The organism is Marinifilum sp. JC120, from assembly GCA_004923195.1.
Taxonomy (GTDB): domain Bacteria; phylum Desulfobacterota; class Desulfovibrionia; order Desulfovibrionales; family Desulfovibrionaceae; genus Maridesulfovibrio.
This window is the reverse complement of the sequence record RDSB01000026.1, coordinates 1-16090: the sequence shown is the minus strand read 5'-3', so window position 1 is coordinate 16090 and position 16090 is coordinate 1. Positions and strand designations below refer to the sequence as shown.

Here is a 16090-nt window from a genome sequence, read left to right as displayed (position 1 = left end):
GAGTACAGAGAATAGATAAAAACCCGCAGTAATTGAGCGGGAAGGTGCATAAAATATATGAAATTTTTTGTAAGTCCGAGTTCTTTTCGGACATTAATTCGTGCGGTTGCTTTGGTCGTAATCGCTTTGGTTCCTTTGTTTCTTATGGCAGCAGAAGGGGAGTGTTCCACTTCTAAAGATAAGAAGAAAATAACTCTTCCTACTCAGGTCGATGAAGGGCTTGATTACCTGTTCGATTTTCTTGCCGGTAATGAACCCAGCCTTGATGCTTCCAAAATCAACGCTTTGATCAAGTATGTGGATGACACACCCCCGACTGATAAGCTGATCAAGCTTCCTAAGCGTGATTCTTCCAATGGTGCGGCCATGCGCATGCAGGTCGATGCCGGATTGAAAAGGATTCTTGAATATACATATAATCCGGAAATCCCTAACTACGCCATCTATCCTTCAGTTATCAGGGTCAGCGGTTGGTCTGCTGACAGTCAATTCTACACTGAGAAAGCTCAGCCATGGAAATATCTTAATGATTGCGATACCCCCAGAGTCTGGCGGGGTAAAGAATTTGAAGTCAACACCCCCGATTCCTTTGGAGGGGCTTACTACCGTTACGATTTGAATCGTCTGTTGGTGCTGCTCAAGTTTGAAGGGCGCGATGTCTTCCTGTCCGTTTCCAAGCAGCTTGATAAGTCCAGCGTGGGGATGAAAGGTCTGGTGGTGGATGACAACCAGTGGAATTATTTCTATAGCGGAATTCCCGGACTGACCACAGGCGGCTTGAGCTGGATGGATACTTTCATGTACGATTCCATGTCTGTAAATTTGTACATTCAGGATAAGAATAATCCTGAGCAGACTGTGAGTTATCTGTTCAAGTGGCTGCGTGCCGGATGGGCCGGGTTGAACGTGGTTCGTCCCAAGCATATTTTTGAAGGCAGTCAGCGTTTCGGACGTGCTTTTTCCGCCCTGATGGAATCAAGTAATCTTCCTGAGCCCGCAGCTTTTGCTCAAAAGGTCAGGGAAATTGAAGGAATGTCCGATCAGGATATGGATAATTATATTTCTGAATATTCCAAGCAGGTTGAGCACATTGCAGCAAAGCATCCGGTTCTGTCCGACGAGTTCCCCGAAGTGTACGAGCAAGGCAAGTATGCCGACAAGTTCACCCGTGAGGAGCGTATCGGCGTTCTGGTCAAAGAATACGTCAAGCAGGCCATGGGCAAGCAGTGCCTGATTTACGAAAAGGTTGTTTCCAATTAGCAGAGAGGTTTTCATGCTCTATTCTGAAAATGAGGCCAAGTTTAAATACTGTCCCTATCTGATGACCAGTGATGACAAGATGAAATTTTGTCAGGGTACCATGTGTATGATGTGGCGATTCGTTGACGCTGACAAAGGATATTGCGGACTGGCCGGAAGGCCCGAAGAAAAGAAATAATCTTCATGATGATCAATTCATAAAATGCCCAAGCCTTTTGTTTTCAAGCTTGAAAAGGTCCTGGAGTTCAGGGAACAGGCAGAAGAGCAGGCTCGGCTTGCCCTTGCGGAAGCCCTGCGTCTGCATCAGGAGCAGAAGAAAAAGCTCTGGGCTGTTGAAGAATTGATCGTCGCCCACCAGAAAAAGAAATACGACAATTTATCAGCCAACGATATGTGGCTTTGGCAGCAGTATGATATGGCCCTCAAAGAGGATCTTCATTCTGCTCAAAGCCGTTTGAAACAGTTGGCCCTTAACTTGCAAAAATGTCGTGCAGATGCTGTTAAAAAGTCAAAAGATCGTAAATTGCTCGAAAAGCTAAAAGAGAATCAGGCGAAGAAATATCATGAAGAAGAAAATCTCAAAGAACAAAAAGAGTTCGACGAAATGGCAACGATTCGCTTCAAACCTGAAAATTTCTAAAATACTTGTCTGTCTGATTCTACTGGCTCTTTTTAAACTTTCCCTTATCGGATCGTTGGGTTTTGATATTACCAAGTCTTCTAAGGAAGTGCAGCAAGTAGTGGAAGCCGTGGTGGAAAGCAATGTTGTACGTAATGTTGTCGCCCCTCCGCAAGCCATTGCCGCAGAAGCAGAGGCCAAGGATAAAGCTGCCCCGAAGACCGCTGCTAAGCCTTCCAATATGCCTGAAGCTGACTGGAAGGCACTCAAGGCCAAGGAAGATGAACTGGCCCGTAAGGAACGCTCCCTGCGTACTCTTGAGCAGAATCTGGATAAGAAGCTTGCCGAATTAAACAGCCTTGAGAAGAGGCTTAAGAAAATGATAGCCGATGCTGATGTTCTTAAAGATAAGAAGATCAAGCATCTGGTGGGTGTTTATACCGCCATGAAAGCCAAGCAGGCAGCACAGGTTATCGAGTCTCTTGATACTAATCTGGCCGTCAAGATTTTGTCAGGCATGCGTGGCCGCAGTGCCGGGGCAATCCTCGGTTTTGTGACACCGAAGAAGGCTGCCAAGCTTTCCGAAGAACTCACCAAGCTTCAGACACCTCTAGAAGAATAATATTTTTTTGAAATTGCAAAGAATCAAACTTACCATAGCTTATGATGGCACGAACTTTTGCGGCTGGCAGTTGCAGCCCCGGCTGCGCACAGTGCAGGGCGTGCTGGAAAAGGCCATAATCCGGGTTACCGGAATTCCGGTGCGGGTGCATGGTTCCGGGCGTACAGACAGCGGCGTGCATTCTCTAGGGCAGGTGGCCCATTTTGATGTGCAAAGCAAATTTGCTGCGGTGAATTGGCAAAGAGCACTAAATTCTCTGCTGCCTGATGATGTTACCGTTCTGGAAACAGAACTTGTTTCTTCCGAATTTCATTCCCGCTACAGTGCAATCCGCAAATCCTATACTTATACCTTATGGCTGGAGAACAGTTTCTTTCTGCCGTGGCGCAGGCAGTATGTCTGGAAATGCGGTCCTCTTGATTTTTCCGCTCTAGATCAAGGTATGGAGTACTTTTTGGGGGAACACGATTTTTCTTCCTTCCAGAATACCGGAACTTTGATCAAATCCACAGTTCGTACAATCCATGATTTTAAGCGTTACCCCGGTCAGACTGAGCAGGAGATGATTCTTGAGGTCTGCGGTTCCGGCTTCCTTAAGCAGATGGTCCGTAACATGGTCGGCTGCCTTGTTAGAATCGGGCGGGGTAAAGCCGAACCCGAAACTGTCCGATCATTATTACAGATAAAGGACAGAACTATGGCTCCGGCCACGGCTCCTGCGCAGGGGTTGTGTATGGCCGGTGTTTACTATGGAGAAACGGGTTGTGGCGGAACTGACACTGGACGGAAACAAGCTCAGAATAGCGGAGTCGACGGATAAGTCTGATTCCCTGCAAAGAGTCTTCCCGGGATCATACTGGGAAGAACGGTTCAGCCGTGCCGCGCTCAAGAATAAATACGAACTCACCGCACCTTCCGTGGCCATGGAAGTGCAGTCCAAGGTCAAGTCGCTAAGTGAAACCCTTGCTGCTTTTCGTTGGCCCGATCAGGGTTTCGGTCTGAGCAGTTCCCGCCTTGTGGTCAATGATCCCTTTCTTGATAAGAACATATCTTCCTCTCTTACTCATAAAGACGATTTTCAGCGTTACTACCGCTATTACTCGCGCGGTTTTACCGGCGAGTCACAAACTTCCCTTGATGCCGGGACCTACAAGTTTGATATGGCTTTGGGGGCATCCTCAAAACAGCTTGAAGTTGAAGTCAGCGAAGGAATGACCAATGACGAGTTGCTGGAAGCGGTCCGTGATGCGGTTAATGAAAGCTCCCTGCCTGTGCAGGCACGTATTATTAAGCAAAATGCTGTTGGTTCCAACCCGGATGATTTGCTCGGTACCGGATCGGCTCTCGCATTTTCCGTGAACACCGCTTACGTAGTCACTGAAGAAAACCGAGGTGACAGTACTCAGGCTCTGGACGCTGCCAACAAACTTTCCTTTAGCGACAGCAGCGGTCAATTAATTTCCAATCTGAAGCTTTATGCTACTCAAGTCCCCATCGGCCCGGCGGAAGAGGGCCGTTACGATCTTTCCAATGCTGTTGCCGGGGGGCCTTCCCAGTTCTTGAGTAAGTCTTTTGACATAAATGCAACCACAACCCTGACCGCCGGGGATCATTCCATTGATTACACTATCGGTGCCGAGTCCGGGACCATTGATTTCTACGTTGAAGCTGGAGACGACTGGGATACGGTATTGGGCCGTATTGCTAACTCCGCAGCCTCTACCTCAGATAAGATTGATGCTGAAGTTGTTGATGGCAAACTGGTTTCGCCTGTTTATACCGGGGACGATTACTATCTTATTGACGGCAAGGCAGTGAGTATTACTGCGGTTAATCCTAAGATCGGGGAACGGCTGGAGCTGGAACCCGGTTCCGGTCTGGATGTGCTGGGTTTGAATGTTACCGCCCATCCGGGTGGAGACGCACAGATGACCATCGACGGTTATACTGAAGTGCGTGCGCCCGGTGAATTTGCCCTTGATCGAGGCCGGGTCACTGTAGAGCTGGAAGGAAATTTCGGGGAAAGTCTACCCTTGCGGGTGGTGGATGCGGTCACTGATATGGAGAAGAATGTCGGATTGATAACCGACGGATACAATGACTTGCGTAAAGCCATCCTGCCTGCCGAAGACCTCTTTCGTGAAGGCTTTGCCGATCTCTGGCGTGATCCGGTCGCTGATAATGCGGTTGATCTGGAGTGGATCGGTCTTAAGGAAGCGGAGAAAGATAATCTGCTTTGGTTTGATTCCGATACCTTCTATGATGCATTGCTGGCCGAACCGGACAAAGTTCGCGAATTGTTGGAAGATGAAGAGGATGGGCTGTTTACCCGCTGGCAGAATGTGAATAATGAGGTGATTGAGAACAAGGTCAGTTCTTACCTGATCCCGGAAACATCATTGCCCGGACCATGGTTGCCGGAACCTTCACCGCGTACCGAGCTGGAGCTGGAAGTAAAAAAGGAATTGGTCGATACTTTTGAAGACAGCTTTGATTTTGATTTTGATGAACCGGCAGATGATACCGGGCGGCTTGTTTCCACTAAAGGGTGATCCTGCTTTGCTGTAATTATTGGTGTTATCTCACGGGTGGTCTTTATTTCGTTTTTTCTTACTAAATCTATTCGTGTAGTGATAAAGATGAGCTTTTAATCATTTTGTGCTGGCTCTTGACCTACACATTATGTTTTGTATACCACTGTAGTGATTTTGAAAATTAAATTCATTTTAAATTACGAGAGTGAGATGAGAATAATAACTTCTTGTTCAAAGGTGTTGGGCTTGATGTTGGCTGTAGGCATTTTGTTACAATTGGCAACCATGGACGCATTCGCAGGGCCGACCTATGCGCCGGAAAAAATGGAAGCAGTAATGATCGGCGACAGGTTGGTGGACGTTTCATTGGCATTAGGCGTTATCCCGCAGGCAATGGCCGTTAGGGCTTCATTGTGGGAAAAAGGTGTAGAGTTAAGGCTAGCTACGGACATATTGGGCTGCCCGCTTTATGCATCGAAAAGAAAGCCCAAAGCCATTTCTGATTATATGACGAAACATGGCCTGAAGTTGCTGATCCTTGAGAAAAGCCCCCATTTCTGCCTGTATAAGAAAAATGTAAATCCTGCTAATATGGCCGATCTGGTCAAAGATGTTCCGAATGTACGCGTAGAGTATGTGGACTTTTCAAAAGGCGTTGGTTCAGCAGTGCGTCAGGTGGCAAAAATAGTTGGCAAGGAGCGGAAAGGTGAGGATTTGGCCCAGAAATACGAAGAGCGGAGGAATAAGATTCAGAATGCTTCACTGAACAAAAAAGTTTTGATCCTTAGGGGGCTCGATATGGCTTCCGGGAAGTATTTCGTGCAGGTGGAGGCCCCCGGAGGCTATTCTGACAAATATATGCTTTCCAGACTTGGCTGTACTAATGTGGGGGGAAAGTTGATTTCGGAAAAGATGAAAGTCAGTAAGGGCTTTGCTACCAAAAGAAGATTCAGGGATCTTGATAAGGCAAACCCTGATGTCATCGTCATCACCGGAGACGCGGCTGCCGTGCAGCGGATGCTGGCAAAAGCATTGAAGGAAAACCCCTCTTTGGCACAGGTTCCGGCTATAAAAAACGGGGCAATGGTCAGTCTGCCCATGTATGTGGATTCAAGTGTGCTTGAATATCCGGAAGTCTTCCGTGAATGGAAAAATGGATTGTCCATGTAAACGGACTAATTGATTCTACAAACCCTCGTACAGGAATGTGCGGGGGGTTAGAATTTTGTAGCGATAATAGTTCGCTCTTCAGCATCAAAGCGGAACTTCATCCTCGGAGTTGGTTTGCTGATCTGCACAGTCTTGCCGCCGATTCTTATTTCCACACCGGGATGGATTTTGCGGTGTACCCGGATGGAGAGAAGTTCAAGGGACTTATAATAATCATTAAGCTCCTTGGAAAGCTGCTTGCGTATCTCTTTGAGTTTGAGCTTTATGCGTCCGCGCATCATGAGAATTTGCTTCATCTGTTCCTGCTTGGGCGCAGGGGTGGATTTGAGGATGGACTCGTTGTCCCCTTGTCCTACGGCAGAATTTATTTTTAGCAGTCTGGCTCGTAAATCATCCCTTTCTTTGATCAGCTTACTGTTGATCTTTTGTTTAGCGGTAATGCCGACAACGGTTTTCACGCCGATTTCCGAGCCGATTTCGTTGGCTTCAATGCCAACACTCGAACTCACAACTCCGCCTTGAATAATACCCTTGCCACCAAAGGCAGTGACAGGGCCTTTGCAACGAATGAGGCAATTGCTCATTTCATGTTTGATGATGATTTCATCTCCGCATTCAATACGGGAATTGGAGGCGAATTGTGCTGTTATGACGCCTTCAGCCTTGACCAGCCCTTTTCCGGACATAACCAGCCCGCCTTTGACTTCAATATCGCCTCCGGCTTTGACACTGGCCCCTTCTATGGAGTCGGCTACAACTACATGTGCGGGAACTTCCACAGTGAAGCCATCTCTGATGGAGCCGTTTACATGTACTGATCCTTTTTCAAGTTTGATGTTTCCGGTGGAGTAGTCCACATCTCCCTTGGTTTCCAGAACATCCTTAACCGCAAGGGTATTATCTTGAAAATGGACAATACCGGTGGCTGTGGCCTTATAGGTAATACCGTCCGGCATGGGAGCGACATGCGCCCCGGTTTTGATTTCAAGGGGATTGCCGCCGGGGGGAGGAGTTAATCTTCCGTAGACATCTTCCCCGGCTTTACCTTCTACCGGGGGATGGATTTTGCCAATGATGTCTCCGGGGTTGACCATGGGGTGAACTCCACGGTCTTTAAAATCTACACGGTCATCTTCCCCGGTAGTGCCGATGGAGCTGGCGGTCTGATCTTCGCGGGCATATTCAAAATATCCGTCCCGTCCGGGAACCGGTTCAGTGCCATGCACTATAATTGCTTCTTGAGCAGCACCTGTTTCGCGGGCTTTTTTTATAGCGGTCTGCCCCACAACATGTTGCAGGGGGCGTGAAATGTCCATCTCTTCAAGGGCCGATTCAAGGGCAGCGAGGTCATACTTGAGTCTAAAGCAGTCATGGGGGAAAAGTTTGGTGGAGACTTTCATCATGTTGGCTGAGACTTTGATGAGAGGTTCAACCATGACCTGCTGATCTTGAATTTTCACAAGTCCGTAAGTGCTGGCCACCAGTTTGCCGCTTTCAGAGTCAAGGGTGCAGTTGCGATTTTCAGCATCTGCAAGAGTCAGGGGTTTGGGAGTATGGGTATCTGCTGCCGGGATTTCTTCTCCGTCAAGATTCTTGCCGGAGGAGGAAGGCTGTGCTTTGCCTAGTTTTCCGATTTCCATTCCCGGCAGCACCGGAAAATTAAGGTCTGCGTCAGTTATGATCTGACCATCTTCAGCATTTTGTGGATAAAGAGCCCGGACAAGGGCTACATTGAGAATACTTTTTTCTTCACTTGCTCTTTTGAGGGCGAACATGGCTCCGTCGTGGTCCAATTCCCCGGCGATTCCTGAGCGGTCCAGCTCAGACTGCATCAGCTCAAGTGATAGAGGTTTTCCATTTCCTTCCGCAGGAGTGTAGGAAGAGATGAAGGCTGCCATCTTGTCTGAGGTAACTTTAAATTCCAGCACAGCATTATGACTTTTAACAGCAGTACCATCCCGCTTGTTGCGAAGGTCTGCTCCCCGTGCAGATGTCGCTTGGTCAGTCATAGATTATGTTACCTGTGTCTTTAGAATTTGCTGTTGTACCGAAATTGGAAAAAAATTGTATTTATAAGCTAACCCTATATTAGATTCAGTTAATGTTCAAACACTACTGATATCTACTTATTCGGAGTCTTTTTTATTTTTCTTTATGCATGACCCAAACGAGTTCCTCCAACATAGAGAGCAGCTTTGCGTAAATTCCACCTGCTCCGGGAGGGGGGCCGAAAAGTCCGTTACGTTGCTCCTGCAATGCCTTGGGAAATATAGTTTCCGGTTCTAGACTGCGCATGGTCATAGCAAAGCGTTCTGCTAATAAGTAGCCGGTTACACCTTCCTCAAAGACTTTCATGTATTTTATGAAGTCATCTTTGCATGATTTCCATGCTTCAATGGAAGCATCATTCGGTTCATGTGAAGTTACTTTGCAAATAAGTGCATAGAGGCTGTTCAGTGCTGCTCCGGGAATTCCTCTCCTCCAGCCCAGCAACCAGGGATTGCGCCAGAAAAGCAGGAAATGGCCTTGTCCGGTGGCGATGATTTTTTCAAGAGAATTGCGTACGGAAATAAGATTCGGGTCATTCCATTTGACCGGAGTATCCGCTAGCTCCCATGCCGGGAGAGTTGGGCGTTTTTGCGCTTCTTGCCCTAACATGTGGTCAATGATGTGCGAGAGCCATATGTTGGCCTGTGCTGAAGCCGGAGTTTCAAGGTGCGGATAGCTGAGGATGAAGTTGCCTTTTCCGGTCTGGCCGGAAACAACAGCCGGACGGTCATGCAGGAATTCAGGCAGAAGCGAGATTCCGTACATGTTGTGCCAGTCATTGAGGGTTCCTTCAGGTAGTGAACTTATGCACAGGTCGGCCACCCAGAAGTCTTTGCCCGGTTCGCGGTAGCGGCCCAGTGCTGTGGTGGAGTCGCATTTATTCGGTGAAAATTGGCCCGGCCACCAGACCGGAATAAGAGCTGTCTCCCCAAGGCTTTCCGGGACCAGCGGGCTGGACTGGTCCAGCTTAACGTTGATATGCCCGCTTAAAAAATGGTGCAGTCTCTTTTCAAACCCTTTGCGATGCCAACAGCTTAAACCTAACCCACCTGTATCGGAAAGGCCTAGTCCTGCTCCGCCGCAGAATCCGAGGTAGTTGCCGCCTTCACCTACATATTTCTGGATTTCAAGGATGCCGGGGCCGCCTAGATGCATGGCTTTGCCCTTGGCCCAGCCGCCGGGAACGATAAGTGCCGCCGGAGGCTTGCCTGAAAGCAGCCCTTGCGCTATTTGATGCCCACGCACTAATTCGTGGTCGATGTTCCATGCTTCAAGGGCTCTTTTGATCAGCAGCCCCCAGATGTGGGAGTCATCCCATAGTATATAGATACTTGACATGTTCGTGTCTCTTTATAAGTGTGTGTAGCGCAAGTTGACGAGGCGAGTGTTTTGCTTTTGAACCTTGATCCGTAAATACACGGAAAATCAGGGCAGGCAAAGCACATCTTTTTTTAAAAATATTATTATGAAACCAACTTAGCAGACCTGTACGCAACGGGAAGCCGGATAACGGTGACCCGGTACGTATTTTTTTGCTTAAGAATTTATATTTGAAACAGGAGTCATGAAATGGCGGAATCCAACCTCCCCAAAGGCTATGAACCTTGGGATGTAGAAAAAAAGTGGCTTGACCACTGGGAAGAAAATAAAACATTCACAGCAGATCCCGAAGCTGACGGCGATCCTTACTCCATCGTGATTCCGCCGCCCAACGTCACTGGTGTGCTGCACATGGGCCACGCTCTGAACATCACCTTGCAGGATATTCTTTGCCGCTACCAGCGTCAGCAGGGCAAGAATGTTCTCTGGGTTCCCGGAACCGACCATGCAGGCATTGCCACCCAGAACGTTGTGGAGCGTCAGCTTAAAACTGAAGGCAAGACTCGCGACGACCTCGGTCGTGAAAAATTCATTGAGCGTGTCTGGGAATGGAAGGAAGAAAAGGGCGGTCACATCCTCAAGCAGATTCGCCGCATGGGCGCGTCCGTTGACTGGGACCGTGAATGTTTCACCTTTGATGAACAGCGCGCTAAGGCTGTTCGCGAAGTTTTCGTAAAGCTTTACGAAGAAGGGCTCATTTACAAAGGCAATTACATCATCAACTGGTGTAACCGTTGCCATACCGCTCTTGCTGATGACGAAGTAGAACATTCTCCCAAACCGGGCCATTTCTACAACATTAAATACAAACTTTCCGACGGTTCCGGCGAACTGATCATCGCCACCACCCGTCCCGAAACCATGCTCGGCGATACCGCTATCTGCGTTAACCCCGAAGATGATCGTTTCAAGCATCTTATCGGCAAGACCGCCATCCTGCCCATCGTGGGCCGCGAACTGCCTATCATCGGTGATTCTTACGTAGATATGGAATTCGGTACCGGTGCTTTGAAAGTGACGCCTGCTCACGACATGAATGACTGGGAACTGGGCCGCAAGCATAACCTTGAAGTTCTTGCCGTGTTTGACGAAGACGGTAACATCAACGAGAACGCGCCTGAAAAATATCAGGGCATGTTCAAGGATGATTTGCGCAAAGTCATCGTCGAAGATCTGAAAGCTGAGGGTTACCTCATTTCCATCGACGATCACGAACATTCCGTTGGTGAATGTTACCGCTGTAAATCCACCATCGAGCCTCATGTTTCCGAGCAGTGGTTTGTAGCCATGAAGCCGCTGGCAGAAAAAGCCCGCGCTGCTGTTCCTTCTGAAACCCAGATTTTCCCTTCCAATTGGGAAAAGGTCTATTACGAATGGCTGGATAACATCCGCGACTGGTGTATCTCCCGTCAGATCTGGTGGGGACACCGCATCCCGGCCTGGACCTGTGAAGAGTGCGGCGAACTGATTGTTTCCCTTGATGATCCCAGCAAGTGCACCAAGTGCGGTTCTTCCAAACTCACTCAGGAAGAAGACGTGCTCGACACTTGGTTTTCTTCCGCTCTCTGGCCTTTTTCCACACTGGGCTGGCCTGACGAGACCCCGGAACTCTCCAAGTACTACCCCACATCCGTGCTGATTACCGGATTCGACATCCTGTTTTTCTGGGTCGCACGTATGATGATGATGGGTATTCACTTTCAGGATCAGATTCCTTTTCATCATGTTTACATCCACGCTCTTGTGCGTGATGAGCATGGAAAGAAGATGTCCAAGTCCACCGGAAACGTTATTGATCCGCTGGAAATGTCCGACAAGTACGGTACTGATGCCCTGCGTTTTACCCTGACTTCTTTTGCTGCCATGGGCCGCGATATCAAGCTTTCCGAGCAGCGCATTGATGGTTACCGCAATTTTGTTAACAAAATTTGGAACTCTGCACGTTTCGCGCTCATGAACTTTGACGGCAAGAAACCTGAAGCATCTCTTGATGATGCAACAGGCCTTGCTAATGAGTGGATTCTGCACCGCCTTGAAGAAGTTAAGGATACCATGCGTGAAGCAGTGGAAGCCTACCGCTTCAACGAAGTGGCTCAGACCATGTACAGATTTATCTGGAATGAGTTCTGCGACTGGTACCTTGAAATGATCAAGCCGGATCTTTACAGCGATGATCCTACCCGCAAAGACGCAACCCTGAAGGTTCTCTGGACCGTTCTTTCCGAGACCATGGTTCTGCTGCATCCGGTAATGCCTTTCGTAACTCAGGAAATCTGGTCCGTACTGCCCGGAATCGAAAATGGCGACATCGCAACCGTTGCCTATCCCGAAAAGCGCGACAACTGCCGCAATGAAAAAGCCACAGAAGATATGGAACTTTTTCAGGGTCTTGTTTCCGCTGTACGTAACATCCGTACCGAGTTGATCATTGCTCCTTCCAAGAAGCTGGAACTCATCGTGCGTACTGCCGATGAAAGGTCCGCCGCGTTGATTAACGACAATATCGATCTGTTTAAGGCTCTTGCCCGTCTGGATAGCGTAACAGCAGGTCCTGACGCAGAAGGTCCCAGCGCATCCGGTACCGCAGTTGTTCAGGGGAACGAACTTTTTGTACCTCTGGCAGGCGCAGTGGACTTCGAGTCCGAGCTTGCCCGTCTGGACAAGGAATTCGCCAAGCTGGACAAAGATCTCGGAGTGATAGAAAAGAAACTTTCCAACAAAGGCTTTGTCAGCAACGCTCCCGCAGCGGTTGTTGAGAAAGAAAAAGCCCGTTTGGAAGAGATTAATGATAAGAAAGCAAAGCTGACTGAACTGAAAGACAGATTGGTCAGTGTAATGGAATAAGATTAATATTTAAAAATAGGGGGTATATGCCCCCTATTTTTAAATATAACATATGAGGGTGCAAATATGGGTTTGGTATATCTTATTGGTGCGGGTCCCGGTGATCCCGGTCTGCTGACTGTTAAGGCTAAAGAAGTGCTGGAAACTGCAGATGTGCTCATCTACGACTATCTGGCAAATATTGAATTTCTTTCCTACTGCAAAGCTGATTGCGAAATCCTTTACGTAGGTAAAAAAGGCGGCGACCACACCCTGCCGCAGGATAAAATTAACGAGCTTATCGTTGAAAAAGCTAACGAAGGCAAAGTCATTGCCCGTCTTAAAGGCGGCGATCCTTATGTTTTCGGTCGCGGCGGCGAAGAAGCCGAAGAGCTGGTCGAAGCCGGAATCGCTTTTGAAGTCATTCCCGGTATCACCGCAGGCGTTGCCGCACCCGCTTATGCAGGTATCCCGGTAACTCACCGCGATTTCACCACTTCCGTATGCTTCATCACCGGACATGAAGATCCCACCAAGGAAAAGTCCGGTCATGACTGGGCTGTTTACGCCAAGTCCACCAGCACACTCGTTTTTTACATGGGCGTGAAAAACCTGCCCATGATCGCCGAGAATCTGATCAAGAACGGTCGCGATCCTGAAACTCCGGTAGCCCTCGTGCGCTGGGGAACCCGTTGCAATCAGCAGTCTTTTGTTTCTACTCTTGAGAACGTTGCAGAGGAAGCAAAAGAGCGCAAGTTCAAGGCTCCTTCTATTATCGTAGTCGGCGGTGTCTGCTCCTTGCACGACAAGCTGGCTTGGTTTGAGAAAAAGCCCCTGCTTGGTAAAGGCGTTGTAGTTACCCGTGCTCGCGAACAGTCCAGCGGACTTGTTTCCACTCTCGGCAAGCTCGGTGCTTGTGTGCATGAGTTCCCGACCATCAACATCGAGCCTGTTGCTGATTACGCAGACGTTCAGAATGAGATCAAAGAACTTTCCAATTGGGATTGGTTGATCTTCACGTCCGTGAACGGTGTAAAACATTTCTTTAGCCAGATGGATGAAGCTGGTCTCGATGCTCGCGCCTTTGCCGGAATTGAAATCGCTGCCATCGGACCCGCAACAGCCGAAGCATTGGTAGAAAAAGGCATCAAGCCTGATTTCGTACCTGAAAAGTACGTTGCTGAGGGTGTTGTTGCCGGACTGCTCGAAAAGGGCGTCAAGGGCAAGAAAGTGCTCATACCGCGCGCCAAGATTGCCCGTGAAGTGCTACCCGAAGAGTTGCGTAAGGCCGGAGCAGAGGTCAAAATCCTGCCCGTCTACGAGACCGGACTTTCCGAGAACGATCCCGGACCCATTGCCGAGGCCCTCGAAGCCGGAAAGATCGATTACCTGACTTTCACCAGCTCCAGCACGGTTGAAAATTTCTTCAATCTCATTGAGCCGGAAGTTTTTCATAAATATAAAGAGAGTGTGAAAATCGCCTGCATCGGGCCCATCACCGCCAAGACCCTCGAAGGGTTCGGTTATGAGCCGGATATTCAGCCCGAAGATTACACCATACCCGCACTGGTCGATGTACTGGTGCAGGAAGCTGCTGAGTAATTATTAAAAGAGGACCGCTTGCGGTCCTCTTTTTTTCTCTCCCCTTCCCCAGACCCCATCCCCTCTCTTTCAAAGACGTTTTAATAGAGCTTCGCAGGGGTGTGATGGGAGAACGGACTAATTTTTCAGCACGATTAATTATACAAAGCGGCGAAGCCCCGATAAAAAGTTTTTTTGGAGAGTCCAGAGAACCTTTTTTCTCAAAAAAAGGTTCTTTGGCCCCCGGAGGGAAAAGGAAAATGAGTCTTCCTATTGCTGTTCTCATATCTGGTGGCGGATCGAATTTACAATCCATTATTGAAAAAATGGAAGACAACATCCTTGACGTGGATATCAGGATGGTTCTTTCTAATAAGGCTGACGCTTACGGCCTGAAACGGGCCGAAGCTTACGGCATCCCCACTGCGGCACTAAGCCATAAAGATTTTAATTCCCGTGAGGAATTCGATACAGAAATGGTGCGTATCCTGAAGGATGCCGGAGTCGAGGCTGTGGTCATGGCTGGCTTCATGCGCATTATCACTCCGGTTTTTCTGAATGCATTCCCCGGAAAGATTATCAATATTCACCCCGCAATCCTGCCCAGCTTTCCCGGTGTGGACGGGCAGGGCGATGCTGCGAAATATGGCGTTCAACTAGCCGGATGTACTGTGCATTTTGTGGACGAGAAAATGGACCACGGCGCGGTGATCATTCAGGCGGCAGTTCCTGCTTATCCCGGTGAAGATGAAGACGAATTGCGCAAGCGCATCCTCAAGCAGGAACACCGCATCCTGCCGCAGGCCGCACAGTGGCTGGCTAAAGAGAGATTGTCCGTCGAGGACCGTTTTGTGAAGCTGGCTGAAGCTGATGTGGAGCTTGCCAAGACTGACGGTGGGAGTCTGGTTAATCCGCCATTGGAAAAAGGTTTCTAAAAAAAATTAAGGGATCATTTTCGTGAAGTCACGAAAATGATCCCAGTGGAAAAATTATCCCATCACCGCCAAAAGCAGCTCCATAAATTCTAATTCCATCTCCACCATTTCGTGATCTTTTTTGCGCAGCCATTCGGAAAGCCATGCAAAGCGCAGGGCTGGAATATAGGCGGGAAGTGATTCATAACTGTCGTCGTTGATATCGGTATTGTCATAAAGTCCGTCCATGAAGGCCGGGATTAAGCCTTCACCTAGTGCGCCGGGATTCTCAAAGGCCACGCAACCGATCATATTTGCCACGTCATAAATTTCAGGACGCATGCCGGAAAATTCCCAGTCGATTACCGCGCCGACTTTTTTACCTTTCCAAAGTACGTTCAGGGGATGAAAATCGCCGTGGCAGAATGCTTTGGGCAGTTGCGAAAATTGCTTCATCTTGGGGAACAGGCGTGCGCAGATCGGTTCCAGCCGTTTATATACAGTCGGTTCCCGTTCTTTAACGGTCTCAGCCAGTTTGCGGGCATACTCGATCAGGGCAAAGGATTGGTCCTGTCCCTGCATCTCTTTACCCTTTGTATGTTTACGCAACTGGGCAATGAATTTCGCCAGTTCTGTGCCTCTTTGAGCGTCAAAGACATATTCCGGTCTTGGCAGTTCGTCTGATTCGTAAAAGGGCGAGAGCTGCCAAGGGAGGCCCATTACCTCTGCGATAACCTGCCCATCCTTGGTTTCCTGATAGGGAAGCAGCCAGTCCATGCCTGATTTCTGCAAGGTCAGCAGATTCTCAGCAATGGCGGAACGTTTATTCACCTGTGTTCCGGCAATACGTTCCATGAGCCAAAGTCTGTTCTCAGTGTCTTCAATTACAGAGCGTGAGATTGCCCGTTCCGGGCTACCGGGAATATTCTTATCATTATGGCGTTCGAGGGTTTCAATACCCCAAGGGGAAAGAGCATCGATCATATGCATGCCTCCGGCGTATATGGTCCCGCCCAGAAGTCAAGCTTGGATTGATTAAGAGGTGGATGCAAACGTATATTCGGCATCTATGTGCCCTGATGGTGTATCCGCACTCCTGCTCCTCATCGGCTCAACGGCTTTTTAAGCCACCGCCGGA

General features: G+C 48.7%; 12 protein-coding genes. 9 read left to right on the top strand and 3 right to left on the bottom strand.

Annotated elements, in window-relative coordinates:
• The first annotated feature begins 57 nt into the window (after positions 1-57).
• The 6 genes from D0S45_18650 to D0S45_18625 all read left to right on the top strand — a co-directional run bounded on the left by D0S45_18650 (position 58) and on the right by D0S45_18625 (position 6205).
• The gene (locus D0S45_18650) at positions 58-1260 is read left to right on the top strand and encodes a hypothetical protein (protein TIH12242.1); all 1203 of its coding nucleotides are present in this window, start codon (positions 58-60) and stop codon (positions 1258-1260) included.
• A 202-nt stretch (positions 1261-1462) separates the two neighbouring features.
• Complete coding sequence (gene fliJ, locus D0S45_18645; GenBank protein TIH12241.1) at positions 1463-1900, top strand: flagellar export protein FliJ; 438 nt, start codon at positions 1463-1465, stop codon at positions 1898-1900.
• Positions 1901-1922: 22 nt separating this feature from the next.
• Positions 1923-2501, top strand: a complete 579-nt coding sequence (locus D0S45_18640) for a hypothetical protein (protein ID TIH12269.1) — start codon at positions 1923-1925, stop codon at positions 2499-2501.
• A gap of 13 nt (positions 2502-2514) precedes the next feature.
• The gene (gene truA / locus D0S45_18635) at positions 2515-3321 is read left to right on the top strand and encodes a tRNA pseudouridine(38-40) synthase TruA (GenBank protein TIH12268.1); all 807 of its coding nucleotides are present in this window, start codon (positions 2515-2517) and stop codon (positions 3319-3321) included.
• Positions 3251-5053, top strand: a complete 1803-nt coding sequence (locus tag D0S45_18630; GenBank protein TIH12240.1) for a hypothetical protein — start codon at positions 3251-3253, stop codon at positions 5051-5053. The genes truA and D0S45_18630 overlap by 71 nt, the downstream gene beginning before the upstream one ends.
• Positions 5054-5245: 192 nt before the next feature.
• The gene (locus D0S45_18625) at positions 5246-6205 is read left to right on the top strand and encodes a hypothetical protein (GenBank protein ID TIH12239.1); all 960 of its coding nucleotides are present in this window, start codon (positions 5246-5248) and stop codon (positions 6203-6205) included.
• Positions 6206-6252: 47 nt separating this feature from the next.
• Here D0S45_18625 and D0S45_18620 read toward each other — a convergent pair whose 3' ends face one another.
• Positions 6253-8214 (bottom strand): DUF342 domain-containing protein, encoded by a 1962-nt coding sequence (locus D0S45_18620; GenBank protein ID TIH12238.1) that lies wholly within the window; start codon positions 8212-8214, stop codon positions 6253-6255.
• Between the two features lie 133 nt (positions 8215-8347).
• Positions 8348-9592 carry a biotin--protein ligase gene (locus D0S45_18615; protein ID TIH12237.1) on the bottom strand — a complete coding sequence of 415 codons (1245 nt, stop codon included), beginning with the start codon at positions 9590-9592 and terminating at the stop codon, positions 8348-8350.
• 231 nt (positions 9593-9823) lie between these two features.
• On the opposite strand from D0S45_18615, the gene D0S45_18610 reads away from it, so the two are divergent.
• From D0S45_18610 to D0S45_18600, 3 genes are all read left to right on the top strand, one after another.
• Positions 9824-12478, top strand: a complete 2655-nt coding sequence (locus D0S45_18610; GenBank protein TIH12236.1) for a valine--tRNA ligase — start codon at positions 9824-9826, stop codon at positions 12476-12478.
• 66 nt (positions 12479-12544) lie between these two features.
• Positions 12545-14059, top strand: a complete 1515-nt coding sequence (gene cobA / locus D0S45_18605) for a uroporphyrinogen-III C-methyltransferase (GenBank protein TIH12235.1) — start codon at positions 12545-12547, stop codon at positions 14057-14059.
• 239 nt (positions 14060-14298) lie between these two features.
• Positions 14299-14973, top strand: a complete 675-nt coding sequence (locus D0S45_18600) for a phosphoribosylglycinamide formyltransferase (protein TIH12267.1) — start codon at positions 14299-14301, stop codon at positions 14971-14973.
• Positions 14974-15027: 54 nt separating this feature from the next.
• On the opposite strand, the gene D0S45_18595 is transcribed toward D0S45_18600, so the two are convergent.
• A complete protein-coding gene (locus D0S45_18595; GenBank protein ID TIH12234.1) occupies positions 15028-15936 on the bottom strand; it encodes an aminoglycoside phosphotransferase in 909 nt (302 codons plus the stop codon).
• Positions 15937-16090 lie beyond the last annotated feature (154 nt).